We start from the raw sequence: 22,445 nt of genomic DNA, 5'->3' as shown, positions 1-22,445 counted from the left end.
CGACTGCTACCGTCAGCCCCGGACAGCACGGACCGAGAGGGGACAGCGGTGGCAGATCTCGGCGGACGGGGACGGCGGGCGTTCATCGGTTCGTTCACGGCGGCGGGCGGCCCCGGGATCGTGACGGCCGCCGTGGACCCGCACAGCGGCGCGCTCACCGTTCTGAGCAGCCTCAACGGCCTGCCCGACCCCTCCTACCTGGCCCTCTCGGCCGTCGGCGACACGCTGTACGCGGTCAGCGAGACGGCCGAGGGCACGGTGGCCGCGTACCGCGTCACCGGTGACGTGCCCGAGCCCGCCGGGGCGCCCGTGCCGGTCGACGGCAGCGGGCCGACCCACCTCAGCGTGTTCGACGGGCACGTCCTGACCGCCAACTACGGTTCCGGCAGCGTCACCGCCGTACCCGTCCGCGCCGACGGCACGCTCGCCCGCGCCGCCTCCGGGATCCTGCGCCACACCGGCTCCGGACCCCACACCCGGTTCCAGCAGCGGCCGCACGCCCACCAGGTGCAGCCCGACCCGAGCGGGCGCTGGGCGGTGAGCGTGGACCTCGGCACGGACTCGGTGCGGGTGTGCGCCCTGCGGGACGGCGGCCTCGTCGTGCACCGCGAGCACGCGCTGCGCCCCGGCTCCGGGCCGCGCCACCTCGCCTTCCACCCGGGCGGCGCGTACGCCTACGTCGTCAACGAACTCACCCCGACCGTCACCGTCTGCCGCTGGGACGCCCCGGACGGCTCCCTGAAGCCGCTCGCGGAGACCGGGGTCCTGCCCGGCGCGCCCGCCGGGGACGCCTATCCGTCGGGCATCGCCGTGGCGCCCGACGGCCGGTTCGTGTGGACCGCGACGCGCGGCGAGGACGTACTCTCCGTGTTCGCCGTCGAGGCCGGGGGAGAGGCACTGCGCCTGGTCGGCACCGTGCCGTGCGAGGGCGACTGGCCCCGGGACATCGCCCTCGACCCCTCCGGCGCCTTCCTGTACGTCGCCAACGAGCGCTCCGGCGACGTCACCTGGTTCGCCCTCGACCCGTCCACCGGCCTCCCCCGCCACACCGGCTCGATCCCCGTCCCGGCGGCCTCCTGCGTGATCCTCGGCCGCGCGGGGGGCATCGGCCACGGCTGACGGCCCGGCGCCCCGGACACGTCTCTCCGGTACGAATCTCCGGCACGAAATTCGGCTTCGGCTTCCGCCGCCGTGCGGCCTCTGCCGCGACTGACGGTGTGGGCCTCGGCTTCGCGCCGACCGCGCGGGCTGCGGGTACGGCCGGCGCCCCGGGCCTCGGCTTCGGTCGGCCACGTCGGCCACGGGCACGGCTGACGCCCGGTCCCGGCCGGGACCGACCGCCAGGCCACCCTCGGGCTCGGCTGACACCCGGTCCATGGGCTCGGCGGGCCTCCAGGTTCTGGGGATCGGTTGACGACCGACCGTGGGCTTGATCGGCCGCCTGGCTCTGGAGCTCGGTTGACGTCCGCTCCATGGACTCGGCTGGCCGCGAGCCCCTCGGGCTCGGTTGACGCCCGGTCCATGGGCTCGGCGGGCCTCCAGGTTCTGGGGATCGGTTGACGACCGACCGTGGGCTTGATCGGCCGCCTGGCTCTGGAGCTCGGTCGACGTCCGCTCCATGGACTCGGCCGGCCGCGAGCCCCTCGGGCTCGGCTGACACCCGGCCATGGGTTCGGTCGGCCTTCCGCCCTCGGCTACGGGCGGCGGTACGGAGGCGGGGACGCTGCCGCACGGGCTGCGGGTTTCGCTGACGGCGCGGCCCAGGTTGCGGCTGTGGAACGAGCCTCGGTTTCGGCTGTTTCGCGTAAGTCCTGGGCCTGGTCATCGCCGACGGCGTGGCCTGCGGGCGCGGCTGAGGCTCAGCCTTCGGGCGTGGCCGGCCGCCTGGGCTCGGCTGCGGCCGCCGTACGGGGGGCATGGCTGACGGCTCGGGACACGGGTTCGGCTGACGCCCGGCCCAGGCTGCGGCCGCCGCACGGACCTCGGCTTCGGCCGACCCGCACGGCCCCCGGTCGTGGCCGGCCGGGATGGCACCAGGCGCGGCTGACGGTCGGTGCCGGGCGCGGCCGTGCCACGGTTCCCGGCCGTGGCGGGTGGGGGGCGTCGAGCGCGGCTGACGGTTTGTCCCGGGCGTGACTGTCTCGCCGTTCACGGCCCCGGCCGGCCGGATGGCATCGAGTGCGGCTCACGCCCGGCCCCTGAGCGCGGCCGGCGGCATGGTTCCGGCCACGGCGCACGCCGCGGCCTGGGGCAGGGCTCACGTCCGGGGCGGCCGCGGGCTCACGCCCCGGCCACGGACTCGGCGCACACCGCGGCCACGGACGCGGCTGTCCGTCGGGCCCCCGCACAGCGAAGGGCCCGCTCCCCTGAGGGGCGGGCCCTTTCGCGTGGTGCGGTGGTACGGCTGCCGGTCGTGGTCTCAGCGGACCGGCGTGCCCTGGGGCTGCTGCGGGGCGATGCCGAGGGCGGTCGTGTACTTGGCCAGCGCCAGCTTGCCGATGGCCGGGTAGGGGCCGAGCGCCTCGGCGGCGGCGCAGCCCGCCTCCTTGGCGGCCGCCTCGATCAGCGTGGCGTCGATCTCCGGGCCGATGAGGTACGGCGCCAGCGCCAGCTGCTGGGAGCCGGAGGAGCGCAGCTGCTCGGCCACGGAGGCGATGGAACCCTCCTGGTCGAGGGCCGCGGCCATCACCGGCACGGCGAGGCGCGCGGCGAGCAGCATGCCGGTGATCCCGGCGGCCTGCACGGCCTCCTCGCCGCCCACGGAGGCCAGGATGATGCCGTCCGCGGCCGTCGCCACGGTGAACAGCCGGGCGCGGTCCGCGCGGGCCAGACCCGCCTCGGAGAGCCGCACGTGCAGCGCCTCGGCGAGCAGCGGGTGCGGGCCGAGCACATCGGCCAGGTCCGCGGCGACCTTGCTCTCCATGACCGCCTGGCGGACCTGGCGCAGCAGCGACCCGTCGGGGCCGGCCAGCAGCGGCACGACGACGGCGACCGGGCCGTCGGGCTCCTTGACGTCGAGACCGGCGGCGCGGGCCTGCTCGTAGCGGGCGGTGCGCTCCTCGGCGGTGTACGCCAGGACGGACTGGAGCGTGGGGAAGTCGGTGTCGTCCCCGTCCAGGTACGCGATGCGCGCGTCGAGGCCGGGCAGCTCGGAGCGGGCGATGCTCACGATCTCCTCGGCGAGGCCGCGGGTGGCGGCGCTCGGAGTGCCAGGCACCGCGAGGACGAGCGCGGGCGCGCCCTCGGGCGCCGCCAACGGCTCGGGTCGGCGGTGCCGCCCGGGCTGGCGGGGGCGCGGCATTCGTACGGGCAGGCCGGACGAGGGCCCAGTGGGGGAGCTCATGGCGCCGCATGTTACTTGTTTCCTGGGCTCCCCTGTTCGGGGAGGGTGCAGGTGAGCGGGATCCGTCCGGTTTTGTCTGATGAGTTACGTGCGGATCAGAAGTGATCAGCGTGTTTTCCGGGTGACTTGCCCCCCGAAGGAAATAATCCCCCTTTTGGGTAACCGTGTACGACTACGCCGTACGACCCGGACCCTCCCGCACGCCTCTCACCACGGAGAACAGCGTGCCGTCCGCCGGCAGACCGACCTCCCCCGCCGCCAGCCACGCGGCCACGCGCACCGCGCCGTGCAGCGGATCGCCCTCCGCGGGCACCCGGCGGGCCCGCGGCAGCCGTCGGGCGAACTCCTCCGCCAGCGGTACGAGGAGGGGGTCGCCCAGCTTCGCCACGCCCCCGGTGAGGGCGACGACGGGTTCCCCCTCCGCCGGGCACACGGCGGCGGCCGAGTCGGCCATGTGCCGGGCCGCCGCGCGCAGCACGCCCACGGCCACCGGGTCGTCCCCGGCGGCGCACCCCGCCACCCGGGGCGCGAAGGAGGCGAGAACCGCCGGCCGGTCCGGGCGCGGGTAGAGCAGCCCCGGCAGCCCGGGCATCGGGCCGAACTCCTCCTCGGCCGCCGCCAGCAGCCGCGCCGACCCGCCCGGCCGGCCGTCGTACGCGCGCAACGCGGCCTCCAGACCCGCCCGACCGATCCAGGCGCCGCCACCGCAGTCGCCCAGCAGATGGCCCCAGCCGTCCGCCCGGCGCCATGCCGTCAGATCCGTGCCGATCGCGATCAGACCGGTGCCCGCGGCGACCACGGCCCCCGGCCGTGCCCCGACGGCACCCGCGTACGCGATGACGGCGTCGGCGGCCAGCGCCGTCGTCCGGACCCCGAACTCCCGCGCCAGGGCGCCCGGCAGCGCGGCGCGCAGCGCGTCGCCCAGGGTGGCGAGCCCCGCCGCCCCCACGACCGCCGTGGCGGGCCGCGCGATGCCCGTCTCCGCCGCCAAGGCCCGGACCATGGGGACCAGTTGGCTCATCAGAAGGTCGGGGTCGAGGCCCCCCTCTCCGATGCGCACCGGGACCCCGGACGACCGCTCGGCCGGCGCGCCCCGCCCGGCGGTGCCGAGCGCCACCCGCAGGCCCGAGCCTCCGGAGTCCACCGCGAGGATGCCGTCGGCCGGTTCGGGCTCCGTGGGGACGGTCATACGGGGGTTCCCTCTCTTCCACCGCTTCCGGCGTCTGGACGAACAGAGAGGCTACGCCGCGAGGAGTGTCGCGGTGCGCTGCTTCGGCGTCCGGCGGCCGGTGTCAGTGCCTGCCACTAGAGTGACGTTCCGTGGCACCTCGACCTTTGAACGAACTCGTCGAAGCAGGCTGGGCCAAGGCCCTCGAACCCGCGGCCGAACGCGTCGCGGCCATGGGGGACTTCCTCCGGGCCGAGATAGCGGCCGGGCGGACCTATCTGCCGTCCGGGGCGAATGTCCTACGGGCCTTCCAGCAGCCCTTCGACGACGTACGCGTCCTGATTGTCGGCCAGGACCCCTACCCCACCCCCGGCATGGCCATCGGGCTGAGTTTCGCGGTCTCGCCGGACGTACGGAATCTGCCCGGCAGCCTCATCAACATCTACCGGGAGCTCACCACCGACCTGGGCGTGCCCCAGCCGTCCAACGGCGATCTGACGCCCTGGACCCAGCAGGGCGTACTGCTGCTCAACAGGGCGCTCACCGTGGCCCCGCGCAAGCCGAACGCGCACCGCGGGAAGGGCTGGGAAGAGGTCACCGAACAGGCGATCCGGGCGCTCGCCGCGCGCGGAAAGCCGCTGGTCTCCATCCTGTGGGGACGGGACGCGCGCAATCTGCGGCCGCTGCTCGGGGACCTCCCCGCGATCGAGTCCGCGCACCCCTCGCCGATGTCGGCGGACCGGGGGTTCTTCGGCTCCCGGCCGTTCAGCCGGGCCAACGACCTCCTGGTGCGGCAGGGCGCGCAGCCGGTGGACTGGCGCCTGCCCTAGGGCCAGTCCGGCGCTCCCACAACGCAAGGTCAGAGGGCTTCATTTCCTGGCATTGCGACCGGAATTCATGATTCCGCTGTGAACTTGCCGACCTTGACAGCCCGGCGAGGCAGGGTATTAGCTAGTCGAGGAGTTGATCACCGGGACATGCGGAACCCGTCCCGGGGGTCATCACATCCGTAACGGGGAAATCGTGCGGCGTCTCGGACGCGCGCATGCACAACGGGGGCTTGAGACGTCCGGTCTGCGAAAGCGGCCGGCGGTTTGTCACGCATGTCATGCCATGCCATGCGGTGAATGATGAATTTTGGATTATTGCCCTCGTGTATCAGCACGCCCCTGCCCGGGTGTGAATCCGGTGAAATCATCCATCGGCTGCGGGGGCAAGGGTATGGACGAATCGCATTCCTGGCACAGGTCTGACGACAATGCGCCGGCTTTGCCCTGGGTGATTTCCGCGTCCTCCGAGGACGCGTTGCGCGCTCGGGCACGGCAGCTGCGGGAACACCTCGACGCCCGGCCCGAGTGGGCGGTCGCCGATGTCGCCCGGGCACTGCTCGGCACCCCTGACACCCCTGGCGCCGTCGGCACCGAGGGACCGCACCGGGCCGTGATCGTCTCCGGGGACCGCGAGGAACAGACCCTCGGCCTTCGCGCGCTGGCCGACGGCGCCGCCGCCCCGCACCTCGTCCTCGGCACGGCCCGCGACAGCGCCCGGCCCGTCTTCGTGTTCCCCGGACAGGGCCCCCAGTGGCCGGCGATGGCACGCGAACTCCAGGACTCCTCACCGGTGTTCCGCCGCACCCTCGCGGAGTGCGCCGAAGCCCTGAAGCCGTACACCGACTGGTCCCTCGAAGAGGTCCTGACGACCGATCAGGACCCCGCCGTCTGGACCCGGCCCGACGTCACGCAGCCCGCCCTCGCCGCCGTGATGATCTCCCTCGCCGCGCTCTGGCGGGCCGCCGGCGTCGAGCCCGGCGCCGTGGTCGGCCACAGCATGGGCGAGTTCGCCGCCGCCCAGGTCGCCGGCGCCCTGTCGCTGCCCGACGCCATGCGCGCCGTCGCCGCCTTCAGCCGCGCCCAGGTGTCGCTGATGGGCCACGGCGAGATGCTCTCCGTGCTGCTCCCCGCCGACCGGCTGCTGCCCCGTCTGATGCCGTGGGGCGACCGGCTCGCCCTGGCCGGCGCCAACAGCCCGTCCTGGACCGTCGTCTCCGGCGACACCGAGGCCATCGGCACACTCCGCGAAGGGCTCGTCGCCGAGGGCGTGCGCGCCCAGCTCATATCCGTCGGGTACGCGGCCCACTCCCCGCAGATCGAGACCGTCCGCGACCGGCTGCTCCAGGACCTCGCCCCCCTGACCGGCGGCCCCTCGGACATCCCGTACTACTCCGGGCTCACCGGCGGCCGGTACGACACCACCCGGCTCGGCGCCGAGTACTGGTACCGCATGGTCCGCGGCACCGTCCTCTTCGAGAACGCCGTCCGCGCCGCGCTGGCCGGACGCCCGGCGGCCTTCGTCGAGGTCAGCCCGCACCCGGTCCTGACCCTCGGAGTCCAGCAGACCCTGGACGACGCGGGCGCCGACACCGCCGTCGTCGGCACCCTGCGCCGCCGCCAGGGCGGCCGCGGTCAGTTCCTGACCGGCATGGCCGAGCTGTACGTCCACGGCGGCTCCGTGGACTGGTCCACCGCCCTCGCCGGGACCGACCCGCGGCCGCTGGAACTGCCCGCCCACGACGACCGGGACGAACGACCGGACACGGCACCGACCGCCGTCGCGCCCTCCTGCCGCTTCGCGGACCTGCCGGACACCGAACTGACCCGCGCCCTCACCACGTTGGTGCGCACCGAACTCGCGGCGGTGCTCGGCGACGCGGCCGTCACAGGTGACACGGCGGTCCTCGGCGAGTCGGCGGCCGAAGCGGCCGGCTCCGGCCGGGCCTTCCGCGACCTGGGCATCGACTCCTCGGCCGCCATGGCCCTGCGCAACCGCCTTGTCGGAGCCCTCGGACTGAAGCTGCCCGCAGCCGTCGTCTTCGACCACCCGACTCCGCAGTCCCTGGTCGAGCGGCTGCGCGCCGAGGTCCGCGGCACCGGCACGGCGCAGGAGACGGACGCCCCGGTGGTCCCCGAGGCCCTCGACGACGAACCGCTCGCCGTCGTCGGCATGGCCTGCCGCTTCCCGGGCGGCGTGCGCAGCCCCGAGGACCTGTGGGAGCTGCTGATCACGGGCGGCGACGCCATCTCCGACTTCCCCGCCAACCGCGGCTGGGATCTGGAGAAGCTGTACCACCCGGACCCCGACCACCCCGGCACCTCGTACACCCGCCAGGGCGGATTCCTGCACGACGCCGACGAGTTCGACGCCGCCTTCTTCGGCATCCCGCCCCGCGAGGCCCTGGCCATGGACCCCCAGCAGCGGCTGCTGCTGGAGACCTCCTGGGAGGCGTTCGAATCCGCCGGGATCGACCCCGGCACCCTCAAGGGCAGCCGCACCGGCGTCTTCGTCGGCGCCATGACCCAGGACTACGGCCCCCGGATGCACCAGGCGCCGGACGGCGTCGAGGGCTTCCTGCTCACTGGCAACACCGCCAGCGTCGCCTCCGGCCGCATCGCCTACACCTACGGCCTCGAAGGCCCCGCCGTCACCGTCGACACCGCCTGTTCCTCCTCCCTGGTCGCCCTGCACCTGGCCGGCCAGGCCCTGCGCCAGGGCGACTGCACCCTGGCCCTGGCCGGCGGTGTGACGGTCATGCCCAACCCCGGCATGTTCGCCGAGTTCAGCCGCCAGCGCGGCCTCGCACCGGACGGCCGCGCAAAGCCGTTCGCCGACGCCGCCGACGGCACCAGCTGGGCCGAGGGCGTCGGCGTGCTCGTCGTGGAACGGCTCTCCGACGCCCGGCGCAACGGACACCAGGTCCTGGCCGTCGTGCGCGGCAGCGCCATCAACCAGGACGGCGCCAGCAACGGCCTCTCCGCACCCAGCGGACCCGCCCAGGCCCGGGTCATCCGCCAGGCCCTGGCGAACGCCGGGCTGACCGCGGCCGACGTCGACGCCGTGGAGGCGCACGGCACCGGCACCCGGCTCGGCGACCCCATCGAGGCCGAGGCGCTGCTGGCCACCTACGGGCGCGGCCACACCGCCGAACGGCCGCTGCTGCTCGGCTCGATGAAGTCCAACATCGGCCACAGCCAGGCCGCCGCCGGAGTCGCCGGCGTCATCAAGATGGTCCTCGCGCTGCGCCACGGCACGCTGCCCGCCACCCTGCACACGGACCGGCCCACGACCCACGTCGACTGGTCGGCCGGGCAGATCGAACTGCTCACCGGGGCCGTCGCCTGGCCCGGCCGCGGGCCCGTCCGGCGCGGTGCCGTCTCCGCGTTCGGCATCAGCGGCACCAACGCGCACGTGATCATCGAGTCCGACCCGGACGTCGTCACCCCGGCCGGCCCGGACGCCGTACCCGCGGCGCGTCCGCGGCCCGTACCCGCGCCCGACGAGAACAACGCGCCGCTGCCCTGGCCGCTGTCCGCCCGTTCCGAGGCGGGCTTGCGCGAGCAGGCCGGCCGGCTGCGCGCGCACCTCGGCGCGCACCCCGGACTCCGTACGGCCGACGTGGCCCACACCCTGGCCACCGGCCGGGCGGCGCTGCCGCACCGCGCGGTGCTGACCGTCACGGACCGGCAGCAGGCCCTGCGCGCGCTGACCGCGCTGGCCGAGGGCCGCGACACCGCCGGACTGGTCCGGGGCGCCGCCGTCCCCGGCGCGGACCGCGAGGCCGTGTTCGTCTTCCCCGGCCAGGGCTCCCAGTGGCCCGGCATGGCCGCCGAACTCCTCGACGCCTCACCGGTGTTCGCCCGCCGGATCCAGGAGTGCGCCGACGCCCTGGCGCCCCACGTCGACTGGTCCCTCACCGACGTCCTGCGCGGCGCCCCCGGCGCGCCCGCGCTGGACCGGGACGACGTCGTCCAGCCCGCGCTGTTCGCGGTCATGGTGGGCCTCGCCGAGGTCTGGCGGTCGTACGGCGTACGGCCCTCGGCCGTGGTGGGGCACTCCCAGGGCGAGATCGCGGCGGCCTGTGTGGCCGGCGCCCTCTCCCTGCCCGACGCCGCCCGGATCGCGGCGCTGCGCAGCCGCCTCCTGCTGGGGCTCGCGGGAACGGGCGGCATGGTCTCGCTCGCGCTGCCCGTCGCACAGGCACGCGAACTGATCACCGCCTGGTCCGGCCGGCTCACCGTCGCCGCCGTCAACGGCCCCTCCTCCACCGTGGTCGCCGGCGACCCGGACGCCCTCGGCGAACTCCTCGCCGCCTGCGCCGACAACGGCCCCCGCGCACGCCGAGTACCGATCGACTACCCCTCGCACACCAGCGGCGTCGAGAGCATCCGCGAGCGGATGCTGGCCGACCTGGCGACCGTCGCCCCGCGCGGCTGCGAGGTGCCGTTCTACTCCACCGTCACCGGCGAACGGATCGACACCGCCGGTCTCGACGCCGAGTACTGGTACCAGAACCTGCGCCGGCCCGTCGAGTTCGAGCGCACCACCCGAGCCCTGCTCGCCGACGGCCACCGGGTGTTCATCGAGGCCAGCCCGCATCCGGTGCTCGGCATCGGCCTGGAGGAGACCCTGGCCGCCGCCGGGACCGAGGACGCGGTCGTCCTCGGCACCCTGCGCCGCGCCGACGGCGGCCCCGCCCGGCTGCTGACCTCGCTCGCCGAGGCCCACACCGCGGGCGTCACCGTGCGCTGGGCGGAGGCGTTCGGCGACACGGACGTCCACCGGGTCCCGCTGCCCCCCTACGCGTTCCAGCACGAGCGGTACTGGCTGCTGCCCGCCGCCACCGACCGGGACGTCACCGCGGCCGGACTGCTCGACGGCGACCACCCCCTGCTGATGGCCGCAGCCGAACTCCCCGGCTCCGACGGGCTGCTCTTCACCGGCCGGCTTGCCCTCGACACCCACCCCTGGCTCGCCGACCACCAGGTGCTCGACCGGACCCTCCTCCCGGGCACCGCCTTCGTCGACATGGCGCTGCACGCCGCGGCCGCCGCCGGCTGCGACCGCCTCGCCGAACTGACCATCGAGGCCCCGCTGGTGCTGCCCGAGCACGGTGGCGTCCGCCTGCGGCTCACCGTCGGCGCGCCGGACCCGACCGGCCACCGGCCCGTCGGCGTGCACTCCCGGCCCGAGGCCGAGGACACCGACGCACCCTGGACCCGGCACGCCACCGGACTGCTCGCCACCGGTCTGCCCGCTTCCGGTCCGGTCGCCGCCGGCCCCGGGGACCTTCCGGAACCGCTCGCCGAGTGGCCGCCGCAGGACGCCACCCCCGTCCCCCTGGACGGCTTCTACACCGCGCTCGCCGGCCTCGGATACTCCTACGGCCCCGAGTTCCGCGGCCTGACCGCCGCCTGGCGCCGCGACACCGGCACCGACACCGACACCGGAACGGGTACCGGCGAGGGCCGGCGCACCGAGGTGTTCGCCGAGGTCACCCTGAACGGCGCCCAACGCGAGCGGGCCGACCGGTTCGGCGTCCACCCGGCCCTCCTCGACGCCGCCCTGCACGCCGGACTCCTCGACCTCGTCGACAGCGGCGACACCACCCCGCGCCTGCCGTTCGCGTGGACCGGCGTCACCCTGCACACCACCGGCGCCGACACCCTGCGGCTGCGCCTCACACCCGGCGACACCACCGCCGACGGCACCACACTGACGCTCACCGCCACCGACACCGCGGGACGCCCGGTCGCCGTCGTCGACTCGCTCGTCATGCGCCCGGTGGCGGCCGACCAGCTGCGCTCCGCCGCCACCCGCTCCCTGTACCAGGTCGAGTGGGTGCCCGCGCCCACCACGGCCGTACGGCAGACCCCCGCGGAGTGGACCGTCCTCGGCCCGCTGGACGAGGGGCTGGGCACCGCCCTGTCCGCGACCGGGGCACCCGTCGCGCACCACCCCGGCGTCGCCGCCCTCGGGCAGGCGCTGGACGAGGGTGCACCGGCCCCCGAGATCCTGCTGACCCTCCGGACGGACACCGACCGCTCCGTGGGCGCCGAGGGACCGGCCGGCGCCGCCCGCGCCGCCACCTCCGCGCTGCTCGCCCTGGTCCAGGAGGTGCTCGCCGACGAGCGGCTGGCGCGGACCACGCTCGTCGTCGTCACCCGGGGCGCGATCGGCACCCGGCCCGAGGAACCCGTCACCAACCTGGCGCACGCCCCGCTGTGGGGCCTGGTCCGCTCCGCGCAGACCGAGCACCCCGGCCGCTTCGTCCTCCTCGACCTCGACCAGGACCCCCGCTCGGCGGCGGCCCTGCCCACCGCGCTGGCCACCGGCGAACCCCAACTGGCCGTACGCGGCGGCACGGTGACCACCCCCCGGCTGACCGCCGCCACCGCGACCGCAGCCACGCCCGCCACAGAGGCGCTCCTCGACCCGGACGGCACCGCGCTGGTCACCGGCGCCACCGGCACCCTGGGCCGGCTCGTCGCCCGCCACCTGGTCACCGCGCACGGCGCCCGGCACCTCCTGCTCACCGGCCGCCGCGGCCTCGACGCCCCCGGCATGACCGAGTTCCGCGACGAACTGCGCGCCCTGGGCGCCGAGGCCGTCGTGGCCGCCTGCGACGTGACCGACCGGGACGCCCTCGCCGCCCTGCTCGCCCGCGTCCCGGCGGCACACCCGCTCACCGCCGTCGTGCACACCGCCGGCCTCACCGACGACGGTGTCGTCGAGGCGCTCACCCCCGAGCGCGTCGACCACGTGATGCGCCCCAAGACGGACGGCGCCTGGAACCTCCACGAACTCACCCAGGACGCGCCGCTCACCGCGTTCGTGCTGTTCTCCTCGGTCAACGCCGTCCTCGGCGGCCCCGGCCAGGCCAACTACGCGGCCGCCAACACCTTCACCGAGGCCCTCGCCCAGACCCGCCACGCCCAGGGCCTGCCCGCCACGGCACCCGCCTGGGGCCTGTGGGAGCAGGCGTCCGGCATGACCGGCGACCTGGCCGGCACCGACCTCACCCGGATGGCCCGCTCGGGCATCCTGCCCCTGCCCACCGACCAGGCACTGGAACTCCTCGACGCCGCCGTCCACCAGGACCGGGCGCTGCTGGTACCGGTCCGGCTCGACCTCCCCGGACTCCGCGCCCAGGCCGCCGGGCGACCCGTCCCCGGCCTGCTGCGCCACCTCGTGCGGCCCGCCGGCACCACCCGCACCACGCCGGCCGCCGCCTCCGACGCGCCGGCCTCCTCGCTCGCCGAGCGGCTCGCCGCCCTGCCCGAGGCCGAACAGCACCGCACCCTGCTCACCCTGGTCCGCGACCACGTGGCGGCCGTCCTCGGCCACGGCTCCGCCGACGCCGTCGGAGCCGACCAGGCCTTCAAGGACCTCGGCTACGACTCGCTGACCGCGATCGAACTCCGCAACCAGCTGGGCACCGCCGTCGGCCTGCGCCTGCCCCCGACCCTGGTCTTCGACCACCCCACCCCGCGCGCCGTCGCCCGCCACCTGCACGGCGCACTCCTGCGCGACCACCGGCCGACGGCCGCCGCGCCCGCCCCCCGGCCCGCCGCCGACCCGGACGAGCCGATCGCCATCGTCGCCATGGCCTGCCGCTACCCGGGCGGCGTCGCCTCCCCGGAGGACCTGTGGCAGCTGGTCCGCTCCGAACAGGAGGGCATCGGGGACTTCCCCACCGACCGCGGCTGGGACCTCGACAGCCTGTACCACCCGGACCCCGATCACGCCGCTACGACCTACTCCCGCACCGGTGGATTCCTCTACGACGCCGGGCACTTCGACGCCGGACTGTTCGGGATCAGCCCGCGTGAGGCGCTGGCCATGGACCCGCAGCAGCGGCTGCTCCTGGAGACCTCCTGGGAGGTCTTCGAACGGGCGGGCATCGACCCCGCCGCCCTCAAGGGCACCCGCACCGGCGTTTTCGCCGGCCTGATGTACCACGACTACGCCACCCAGGCGGCGGGACTCTCCGACGAGGCCGAGGGCTACACCGTCACCGGCACCGCGGGCAGCGTCCTGTCCGGCCGCGTCGCCTACACCTTCGGCCTGGAGGGCCCGGCCGTCACCGTCGACACCGCCTGCTCCTCCTCGCTGGTCGCCCTGCACCTCGCCGCCCAGGCCCTGCGCCAGGGCGAGTGCGAACTGGCGCTCGCGGGCGGCGTCACCGTGATGGCCACCCCGACCACGTTCGTGGAGTTCTCCCGGCAGCGCGGACTGTCCCCCGACGGCCGCTGCAAGTCCTTCGCCGACGCCGCGGACGGCACCGGCTGGTCCGAGGGCGTCGGTCTGCTGCTCGTCGAGCGTCTGTCGGACGCCCGGCGCAACGGCCACCAGGTGCTCGCGGTGCTGCGCGGCTCGGCCGTCAACCAGGACGGCGCGTCCAACGGCCTGACCGCGCCCAACGGCCCCTCGCAGCAGCGGGTGATCCGCCAGGCGCTCGCCGGTGCCGGACTGTCCACCACCGACGTCGACGTGGTGGAGGCGCACGGCACGGGGACCCGGCTGGGCGACCCGATCGAGGTCCAGGCGCTGCTGGCCACCTACGGCCAGGACCGCCCCGAGGACCGGCCGCTGTGGCTGGGCTCGATCAAGTCGAACATCGGGCACACGCAGGCCGCGGCCGGTGTCGCCGGTGTCATCAAGATGGTGATGGCGATGCGGCACGGTGTGCTGCCGCGCACCCTGCACGTCGACGAGCCGTCACGCCAGGTGGACTGGTCCGCGGGCGCTGTGGAACTGCTGACGCGGGCGCAGGAGTGGCCCTCGGTGGACCGCCCGCGCCGGGCGGCCGTCTCCTCCTTCGGCATCGGCGGCACCAACGCCCACGCCGTCATCGAACAGGCCCCGCCCGCCGACCGGCCCGCCGCCACCGAGACCACCGTGTCCTCCCCGACGGTGCCCTGGCTGCTCTCGGCCCGCACCGAGCCCGGCCTGCGCGACCAGGCACGGCGACTGCTCGCCCACGCCCGGACCGCGGACACCGTCGCTCCGGCCGACATCGCCCTCACCCTCGCCACCGCCCGCGCGGCGCTGGACCACCGCGCGGCCGTGACCGCCGCCGACCGGGACGGCCTCCTGACCGCCCTGACCGCGCTCGCGGAAGGCCGGTACGCGGCCGGCGTGGTGCGCGGGCTCACCTCCCAAGGCGCCAAGTCAGCCTTCCTGTTCACGGGGCAGGGGTCGCAACAGGCCGGTATGGGGCGTGAGTTGTACGGCACCTTCCCCGTGTTCGCCGAGGCGTTCGACGCGGTGTGTGCCGGGTTCGAGGGCCGGCTGGAGCGGCCGTTGCGGGACGTGGTGTTCGAGGACGGCACGGCTCTCGACCGGACGGTGTACACGCAGGCGGGTCTGTTCGCGCTGGAGGTGGCGCTGTTCCGGCTGCTGGAGTCGTGGGGTGTGGTGCCGGACTTCCTGGCCGGGCATTCCATCGGCGAGCTGTCGGCGGCGCATGTCGCGGGGGTGTGGTCCCTCGACGACGCCTGCGCGCTGGTTGCCGCGCGGGGTCGGTTGATGCAGGCGTTGCCGGAGGGCGGCGCGATGGTGGCGGTGCAGGCGACCGAGGCGGAGGTGACGGCGGTCCTCGGCGGTCGTGTCTCGATCGCCGCGGTCAACGGCCCGTCGTCCGTGGTGATCTCGGGTGACGAGGATGCCGTAGAGCAGGTCGTGGCAGCGTTCGAGGGCCGTAAGACCAAGCGGCTGACGGTCTCCCACGCCTTCCACTCGCCGCGCATGGAGCCGATGCTGGCCGAGTTCCGGCACGTGGCCGAGGGGGTGTCGTACGAGTCTCCGCGCATCCCCGTCGTGTCGAACCTGACCGGTGGGCTCGCCACCGCCGACGAGCTGTGCGACCCGGAGTACTGGGTCCGGCATGTCCGTGAGGCCGTCCGGTTCGCCGACGGTGTGCGGACCTTGGCCGAGCGCGGTGTCACGACGTTCGTCGAACTCGGCCCGGACGCGGTGCTGTCCGCGATGGGACAGGAGTGCCTGCCCGAGGGGTCCACGGCCGTCCTCGTGCCCGTGCTGCGCCGGGAGCGCGCCGAAGGCCCCGCGTTGACCTCGGCGGTCGCCGAGGCGCACGTGCGGGGCGTTCCGGTCGACTGGGCGGCGTTCTTCGCGGGCCGGGGCGCACGGCAGGTGGACCTGCCGACGTACGCCTTCCAGCGGGAGCGGTACTGGCCGGACGCGCCGCTCGGCGCCGACCCCGTGGACGGGGTGGACGCGGCGTTCTGGGACGCGGTGGAGCGGGCCGACGCGGCGACCGTGGCCGAGACCCTGGAGCTGGGGGAGGACTCCCTGGACGCGGTGCTGCCGGCCCTCGCCTCCTGGCGCAGGCGGCACCGGAGCCGGAACGCGGCGGACTCCTGGCAGTACCGGATCAGCTGGCGGACGGTGGCGGACGCGCCGGAGCCGGTGCTGTCGGGCACCTGGCTCGTGGTGCTGCCGGAGCGCTCGGAGGACGACCCGTGGGGCGCCGGGTGCGTGGCGGCGCTGACCGCGCGCGGCGCGCGGGTGCTGCCGGTGGTGGTCGATGCCGACGCGGCCGAACGCGCCGTCCTCGCCGAGCGGATCGCCGCACTGGCCGCCGAGGCCGACGGCCCGGTCAACGGTGTGGTGTCGCTGCTGGCCCGGACCGAGGAGCCGCACGTACGCGTGCCGGCCACGTCGTACGAACCGGCCGGGACGCTCGCGTCCTACGAGCCGAGCGGGACGCTCGCGTCGTACGGGCTGGCCGGGACGCTCGCGCTGGTGCAGGCGCTCGGCGACGCCGGGGTGCAGGCGCCGCTGTGGTGTCTGACGACCGGGGCCGTGTCCGTGGGCCGGTCCGACCGTCCCGCCCACCCGGAACAGGCGCCGATCTGGGGGCTGGGCCGGGTGGCCGGCCTGGAGCACCCGGACCGCTGGGGCGGTCTGGTGGACCTGCCCGAGACGCCGGACGAGCGGTCCGTGGCCCGGCTGACGGCCGTGCTGGCGGGCCTCGCGGACGAGGACCAGCTGGCGATCCGGGCCTCGGGCGTGTTCGTCCGCCGACTGACCCGCGCCGCGCGGGCGACGGCCGTCGAGCCCTGGCAGGTCGCCGGCACCGTACTGGTGACCGGCGGAACCGGTGCCCTGGGCGCCGAGGTCGCGCGGTGGCTGGTGCGGCAGGGGGCAGGCCGGCTGCTGCTGACCAGCCGTCGGGGCATGGCCGCCGAGGGCGCCGCCGAACTGCGGGACGAACTGACGGCGCTCGGCGCCGAGGTGACGGTCGCGGCCTGCGACGCCGCCGACCGGGAGGCGCTGGCCGCCCTGCTGGCCTCGGTGCCGGACGAGCAGCCGCTGACCGCCGTGATCCACGCGGCCGGTGTGCTGGACGACGGTGTGCTGGACGGACAGTCGGCGGAACGGTTCGCCGAGGTGCTGCGGTCCAAGGCGGACGCGGCCCGCACCCTCCACGAGCTGACGGCGGATCGGGAGCTGTCGGCGTTCGTGCTGTTCTCGTCGGTGGCCGGCACGCTCGGCAACGCCGGACAGGCCAACTACGCCGCCGCGAACGCCTACTTGGACGCGCTCGCCGAGCGGCGCAGGGCCGACGGCCTGCCCGCGACCTCCATCGCCTGGGGCCCGTGGGCGGGCGCGGGCATGGCCGCCGGCGACGACACCGCCGACGACCGGCTGCGGCGCATCGGCCTGGCCCCGATGGACCGCGAACCGGCCGTCGAGGCACTGCGCCGGGCCGTGGAGAGCGGGGCGGCGCTGACCGTCGTCGCGGACATCGACTGGAGCCGGTTCACCGGCGTGTTCGCCGCCGAGCGCCCGAGCGCCCTGCTGGCGGACCTCCCCGAGGCCCGCCGGCACCTCACCGGCACGGACCGGCCGGACGCCGACCGGTCCGCGCAGTGGCGCGCGCGGATCGCGGAGCTGCCCGCCGACGAACGGGAACCGGCGCTGCTGTCGCTGGTGCGCGACCAGGTCGCCCTCGTCCTCGGACACGCCTCGGCGACGGCCGTACCCGCCGGCAAGGCCTTCAAGGAGGCCGGGTTCGACTCGCTGGCCGCCGTCCAGCTGCGCAACCGGCTCGGCCAGGCCACCGGCCTCCGGCTCCCCGCCACCCTCGTGTTCGACCATCCGACCCCGGCCGCGCTGGCACGCCACCTCGTGGCGGAGCTGGCCGGATCGACGGCGGACGAGCCGGTGCCGTACGCCGCCGTCACCGCCGGCGGGGACCTGGAACCGATCGCCATCGTGGGCATGGCCTGCCGCTTCCCCGGCGGGGTGACGTCCCCGGAGGAGCTGTGGGAGCTGGTCACCGGGGGCACAGACGCGATCTCCGGTTTCCCCACCGACCGCGGCTGGGACCTGGAGCGGCTCTACCACCCCGACCCCGACCACCAGGGCACCTCGTACACCCGGGCCGGCGGCTTCCTCCACGACGTGGCCGACTTCGACGCCGACTTCTTCGGCATCAGCCCGCGCGAGGCGCTGGCGATGGACCCGCAGCAGCGGCTCCTGCTGGAGACCTCCTGGGAGGTCCTGGAGCGGGCGGGCATCGACCCGGTCTCGCTGAAGGGCAGCCCGACCGGTGTGTTCGCCGGTATCAGCAACCAGGACTACGGCGTCCTGTCCGGCGCCTCCTCGGACGCCGCCGAGGGCTACATCGGCACCGGCAACGCGGGCAGCGTGCTGTCCGGCCGGGTCGCCTACACCTTCGGCTTCGAGGGCCCGGCCGTGACGGTGGACACCGCGTGCTCCTCCTCGCTGGTCGCCCTGCACCTCGCGGCCCAGGCGCTGCGGTCGGGCGAGTGCTCCATGGCACTGGCCGGCGGTGTGACGGTGCTGTCGACCCCGGGGCTGTTCATCGAGTTCTCCCGGCAGCGCGGGCTGTCCGAGGACGGCCGCTGCAAGGCGTTCTCCGCCACGGCGGACGGGACCGGCTGGGGTGAGGGCGTCGGCATGCTGCTCGTGGAGCGGCTGTCGGACGCGGAGCGCAACGGGCATCCGGTGCTGGCGGTGCTGCGGGGCAGTGCGGTCAATCAGGACGGTGCGTCCAATGGCCTGACGGCGCCGAACGGTCCGTCGCAGCAGCGGGTGATCCGGCAGGCGCTGGCCAATGCCGGGCTCGGTGCGGCGGATGTGGATGCGGTGGAGGCGCACGGTACGGGGACGACGCTCGGTGATCCGATCGAGGCGCAGGCGTTGCTGGCGACGTACGGTCAGGAGCGTGCGGGGGACCGGCCGTTGTGGCTCGGTTCGGTGAAGTCGAACATCGGGCACACGCAGGCGGCTGCGGGTGTGGCGGGTGTGATCAAGATGGTGCTGGCGATGCGGCACGGTGAGCTGCCGCGCACGTTGCACGTGGACGAGCCGTCGCCGCATGTGGACTGGTCGGCGGGGGCGGTGGCGCTGCTCACCGAGCACACGCCGTGGCCCGCGGCCGAACGGCCCCGACGGGCCGGTGTCTCGTCCTTCGGTGTCAGCGGCACCAACGCCCATGTGATCGTCGAGCAGGCGCCGGACGTTCCTCGTCCCGCGTCGACCGAGGAGACGCGGGAGACGGGGGAGACGCGGGAGACCGGGGAGCCGACCGCCTGGCTGGTGTCCGGCGCGAGCGACGCCGCCCTGCGCGGCCAGGCGGCCCGTCTGCTGGCGCGAATGCGTACCGAGCCCGCCCCCGCGGTCGCGGACGTGGCGCACGCCCTCCACTCCGGCCGGACCGCGCTGGAACACCGGGCGGCGGTCGTGGCACGGCACCGGGACGACCTCCTGGACGGGCTGCGGGCCCTCGCCGCGGGCGAGAGCGCCCCCGGACTGGTCCGGGGCACCGCGGGACCCGGCGGCAAGGTCGTCTTCGTCTTCCCCGGCCAGGGCGCCCAGTGGGCCGGCATGGCCCGCGACCTCATGGCGTCCTCGGACGTCTTCCGGGAACAGCTGCTGGCCTGCGAGGACGCCCTCGCCCCGTACGTCGACTGGTCGCTGATGGACGTGCTCGGCGAGGCGGAGGGCGCGCCGTCCCTGGACCGTGTCGACGTCGTCCAGCCGGTGCTGTTCGCGGTCATGGTCGCGCTCGCCGCGCTCTGGCGCTCCTGCGGCGTGCACCCCGACGCCGTGATCGGACACTCCCAGGGCGAGATCGCCGCCGCCTGCGTGGCCGGGGCGCTGACCCTGCCGGACGCGGCGCGGGTCGTCGCCCTGCGCAGCCGGGCCCTGGTCGCGCTCGCCGGACGCGGCGGCATGATGTCCGTCGCGCTGCCCGAGGCCGAACTCGGCCCCTGGCTGGCCCCCTGGGCCGACCGGCTCGCCGTCGCCGCGCTCAACGGGCCCGGTTCCGTCGTGCTCTCCGGTGACCCCGAGGCGCTGGACGGGCTGCACGCCGCGCTGACCGCCACGGGTGTCCGGGCCCGCCGTATCCCGGTGGACTACGCCTCGCACTCGCCGCAGGTCGAGTCCATCCGCGCGGAACTGCTGGAGCTGCTGGCCCCGATCGCGCCGGCCGCCTCCCGGGTGCCGTTCCACTCCACGGTCACCGGCGAACGCCTCGACACCACCGGCCTGGACGCGGAGTACTGGTACACCAACCTGCGGCGGACCGTGCAGTTCGCGCCGACCGTGCGCACGCTGCTCGACGCCGGCCACCGGGTGTTCGTCGAGATCAGCCCGCACCCCGTGCTGTCCATGGCCGTCCAGGAGACCCTCGACGCGGGCGACGAGCCGGTGCTCGACGGCAGCGTGGTCGGCTCGCTGCGCCGCGACCAGGGCGGAGCGGAACGCTTCCTCACCTCGCTCGGCGAGGCCTACACCCGGGGCACCCGGGTCGACTGGGCGGCCGTCCTCGGCGACCGGGATCCTGGGGTGGACCCGGCGCGGGTGGAGCTGCCGACGTACGCCTTCCAGCGGGAGCGGTTCTGGCCCACGCCCGCCGCCCCGGCGGTCCGCGCGGCCGACCCGACGGAGGACCGCTTCTGGGCGGCCGTCGAGCAGGAGGACCTGGCGGCGCTGGCCGACGCCCTGCGCGTCGGCGGAGCGGACGACCGCTCCGCGCTGGGCGCCGTGCTGCCCGTGCTCTCCTCGTGGCGGCGGCGCAGCCACGACCTCGGCACCCTGGACGGCTGGCGCTACCGGATCGACTGGCAGGCCCTGCCCGAACGGGCCCCGCACACCCCGTCCGGCACCTGGCTGCTGCTGGTCCCGCCGACGCCGGAGGCCCGGCGGACCGCCGACGCCCTGGGCGACCTGGCGTCCCGCACCGTCCGGGTGACGGTGACCGCCGACGACACCGACCGCGCGGCGCTCGCCGCCCGCCTGCGCGAGCCGGCGGCGGCCGGGGTGGACGGCGTGCTGTCCCTGCTCGCCCTGGACGAGACCGCGTACCCGGCCCACCCGGAACTGCCGCTCGGGCAGGTGCTCAACCTGGCCCTGATCCAGGCGCTCGGCGACCTGGAGATCGGCGCGCCGCTGTGGTGCGCCACCCGGGGCGCCGTACGGGCGGACCTCTCCGACCCGGTGGCCGGCCCGCTCCAGGCGCTGACCTGGGGACTGGGACGCGTGGCGGGCCTCGAACACCCCAGGCGCTGGGGCGGTCTGGTGGACCTGCCGGAATCGATCGACGACGGCGTCCGCACCCGGCTGCGCGGTGTGCTCGCCGACCCCGGGCCCGAGGACCAGCTGGCGGTCCGCGCCTCCGGCGTCCTCGGCTGCCGGCTCGTGCCCGTGCCCGCCGGCACCCCGGCGGACGGCGGCCCCTGGCGGCCGCGCGGCACGGTGCTGGTCACCGGTGGCACCGGCGCGCTCGGCAGCCAGGTCGCCCGCCTGCTCGCCCGGAGCGGCGCGGACCACGTGGTCCTGGTCAGCCGGGCCGGCCGCGCCGCCCCGGACGCCGCCGCCCTCGAAGCCGACCTGGCCGGGCTCGGCGCCCGGGTGACCCTGGCGGCCTGTGACGTGGCCGACCGGGACGCACTCGCCGCCCTGCTCACGGAGGTCCGGCGGGAGCATCCGCTCACCGCCGTCTTCCACACGGCGGGCGTCAACCGGCTGGCCACCCTGGACACGCTCGACCACGCCGAACTGGCCGAGGTGACCGGTGCCAAGGTCCGCGGCGCGGCCCACCTCGACGAGCTGCTCCACGACCACCCGCTCGACGCGTTCGTCCTGTTCTCGTCCATCGCGGGTGTCTGGGGCAGCGCCGAACACGCCGCGTACTCCGCCGCCAACGCCTACCTGGACGCGCTCGCCCAGCACCGCCGGGCGCGCGGCCTCGCGGCCACCTCGGTGGCCTGGGGGCCGTGGGCCGAACGCGGCATGGTCGCCGACCACATCGCCGGGGACACCCTGGACCGGCGCGGACTGCCCCTGCTGCCGCCCCGGCTGGCGATCGAGGCGCTGCGACACGTCCTGGACCGGGACGAGACCTACCCGGTGGTCGCGGACGTGGACTGGGAACGGTTCGCGACCGCGTTCACCGCGGCCCGCCCCAGCCCGCTGCTGAGCGGCGTCCCCGAGGTCCGCGAACTGCTGGCCGCCACGGGGGCGAAGGACACCGACGAGGACGGCACCACCCAGTGGCGCCGACGGCTCACCGGACTCACCCTGTCCCAGCGCAAGCGGGCCCTGGTGGACCTGGTGCGCGCCGAGGTGGCGACCGTGCTCGGCCGGGGCGGCGCGGAGTCGGTCGAGGTCAACCGGCCCTTCAAGGATGTCGGCTTCGACTCGCTGACCTCGGTGGAACTGCGCAACCGGCTCAACGAGGCCACCGGACTGCGCATCCCCGTCACCGCCGTCTTCGACCACCCGACCCCGACGGTGCTCGCGGAGTTCCTGCGCGAACAGATCCTCGGCCCCGACACGGAGCCCGAACCGGCGGACGTCCGGGCGGAGTTCCCCACGGACCTCCCGGCGGACGAGGCGGAGACCAGACGCGTCCTCACCTCCATCCCGCTCGCCCGGCTCCAGGAGGCCGGACTGCTGGACGCCCTGCTCAAGCTGGCCGACGACCCCGCCGCCGACGAGCCACCGCGCCCCGAGGCACAGGCCGAGGCCGGCGCGATCGACCTGATGGACGTCGAGGGGCTCATCCAGCTGGCGCTCGACACCAACGACTCCTGACGACGC

Annotated in this window: 5 protein-coding genes; 3 read left to right on the top strand and 2 right to left on the bottom strand. The window is 75.4% G+C overall.

Translation table 11 applies throughout. From position 1 onward, the window contains the following. Positions 1 to 48: 48 nt before the first annotated feature. Positions 49 to 1,119, top strand: a complete 1,071-nt coding sequence (locus ACZ6D7_RS31730) for a lactonase family protein (RefSeq protein ID WP_469498218.1) — start codon at positions 49 to 51, stop codon at positions 1,117 to 1,119. A 1,300-nt stretch (positions 1,120 to 2,419) separates the two neighbouring features. Here ACZ6D7_RS31730 and ACZ6D7_RS31725 read toward each other — a convergent pair. Further along, the gene (locus tag ACZ6D7_RS31725; protein WP_469498215.1) at positions 2,420 to 3,343 is read right to left on the bottom strand and encodes a sirohydrochlorin chelatase; all 924 of its coding nucleotides are present in this window, start codon (positions 3,341 to 3,343) and stop codon (positions 2,420 to 2,422) included. Positions 3,344 to 3,515: 172 nt separating this feature from the next. Then, positions 3,516 to 4,532, bottom strand: a complete 1,017-nt coding sequence (locus ACZ6D7_RS31720; protein ID WP_469498213.1) for an N-acetylglucosamine kinase — start codon at positions 4,530 to 4,532, stop codon at positions 3,516 to 3,518. A 131-nt stretch (positions 4,533 to 4,663) separates the two neighbouring features. On the opposite strand from ACZ6D7_RS31720, the gene ACZ6D7_RS31715 reads away from it, so the two are divergent. Next, a complete protein-coding gene (locus tag ACZ6D7_RS31715; RefSeq protein WP_469498211.1) occupies positions 4,664 to 5,341 on the top strand; it encodes a uracil-DNA glycosylase in 678 nt (225 codons plus the stop codon). A 448-nt stretch (positions 5,342 to 5,789) separates the two neighbouring features. After that, entirely contained in the window at positions 5,790 to 22,439 is a 16,650-nt protein-coding gene (locus ACZ6D7_RS31710) for a type I polyketide synthase (protein ID WP_469498332.1), read from the top strand. Positions 22,440 to 22,445: the final 6 nt, after the last annotated feature.

Source organism: Streptomyces sp. NPDC041784 (assembly GCF_055591025.1).
The sequence above is the reverse complement of the archived record's forward strand: the minus strand, read 5'-3'. Positions and strand labels throughout refer to the sequence as shown.

Excerpts from the sequence above, each read along its gene's own strand:
- ACZ6D7_RS31725 (WP_469498215.1), bottom strand. The coding sequence starts at position 3,343 with ATGAGCTCCCCCACTGGGCCCTCGTCCGGCCTGCCCGTACGAATGCCG.
- ACZ6D7_RS31720 (WP_469498213.1), bottom strand. The coding sequence starts at position 4,532 with ATGACCGTCCCCACGGAGCCCGAACCGGCCGACGGCATCCTCGCGGTG.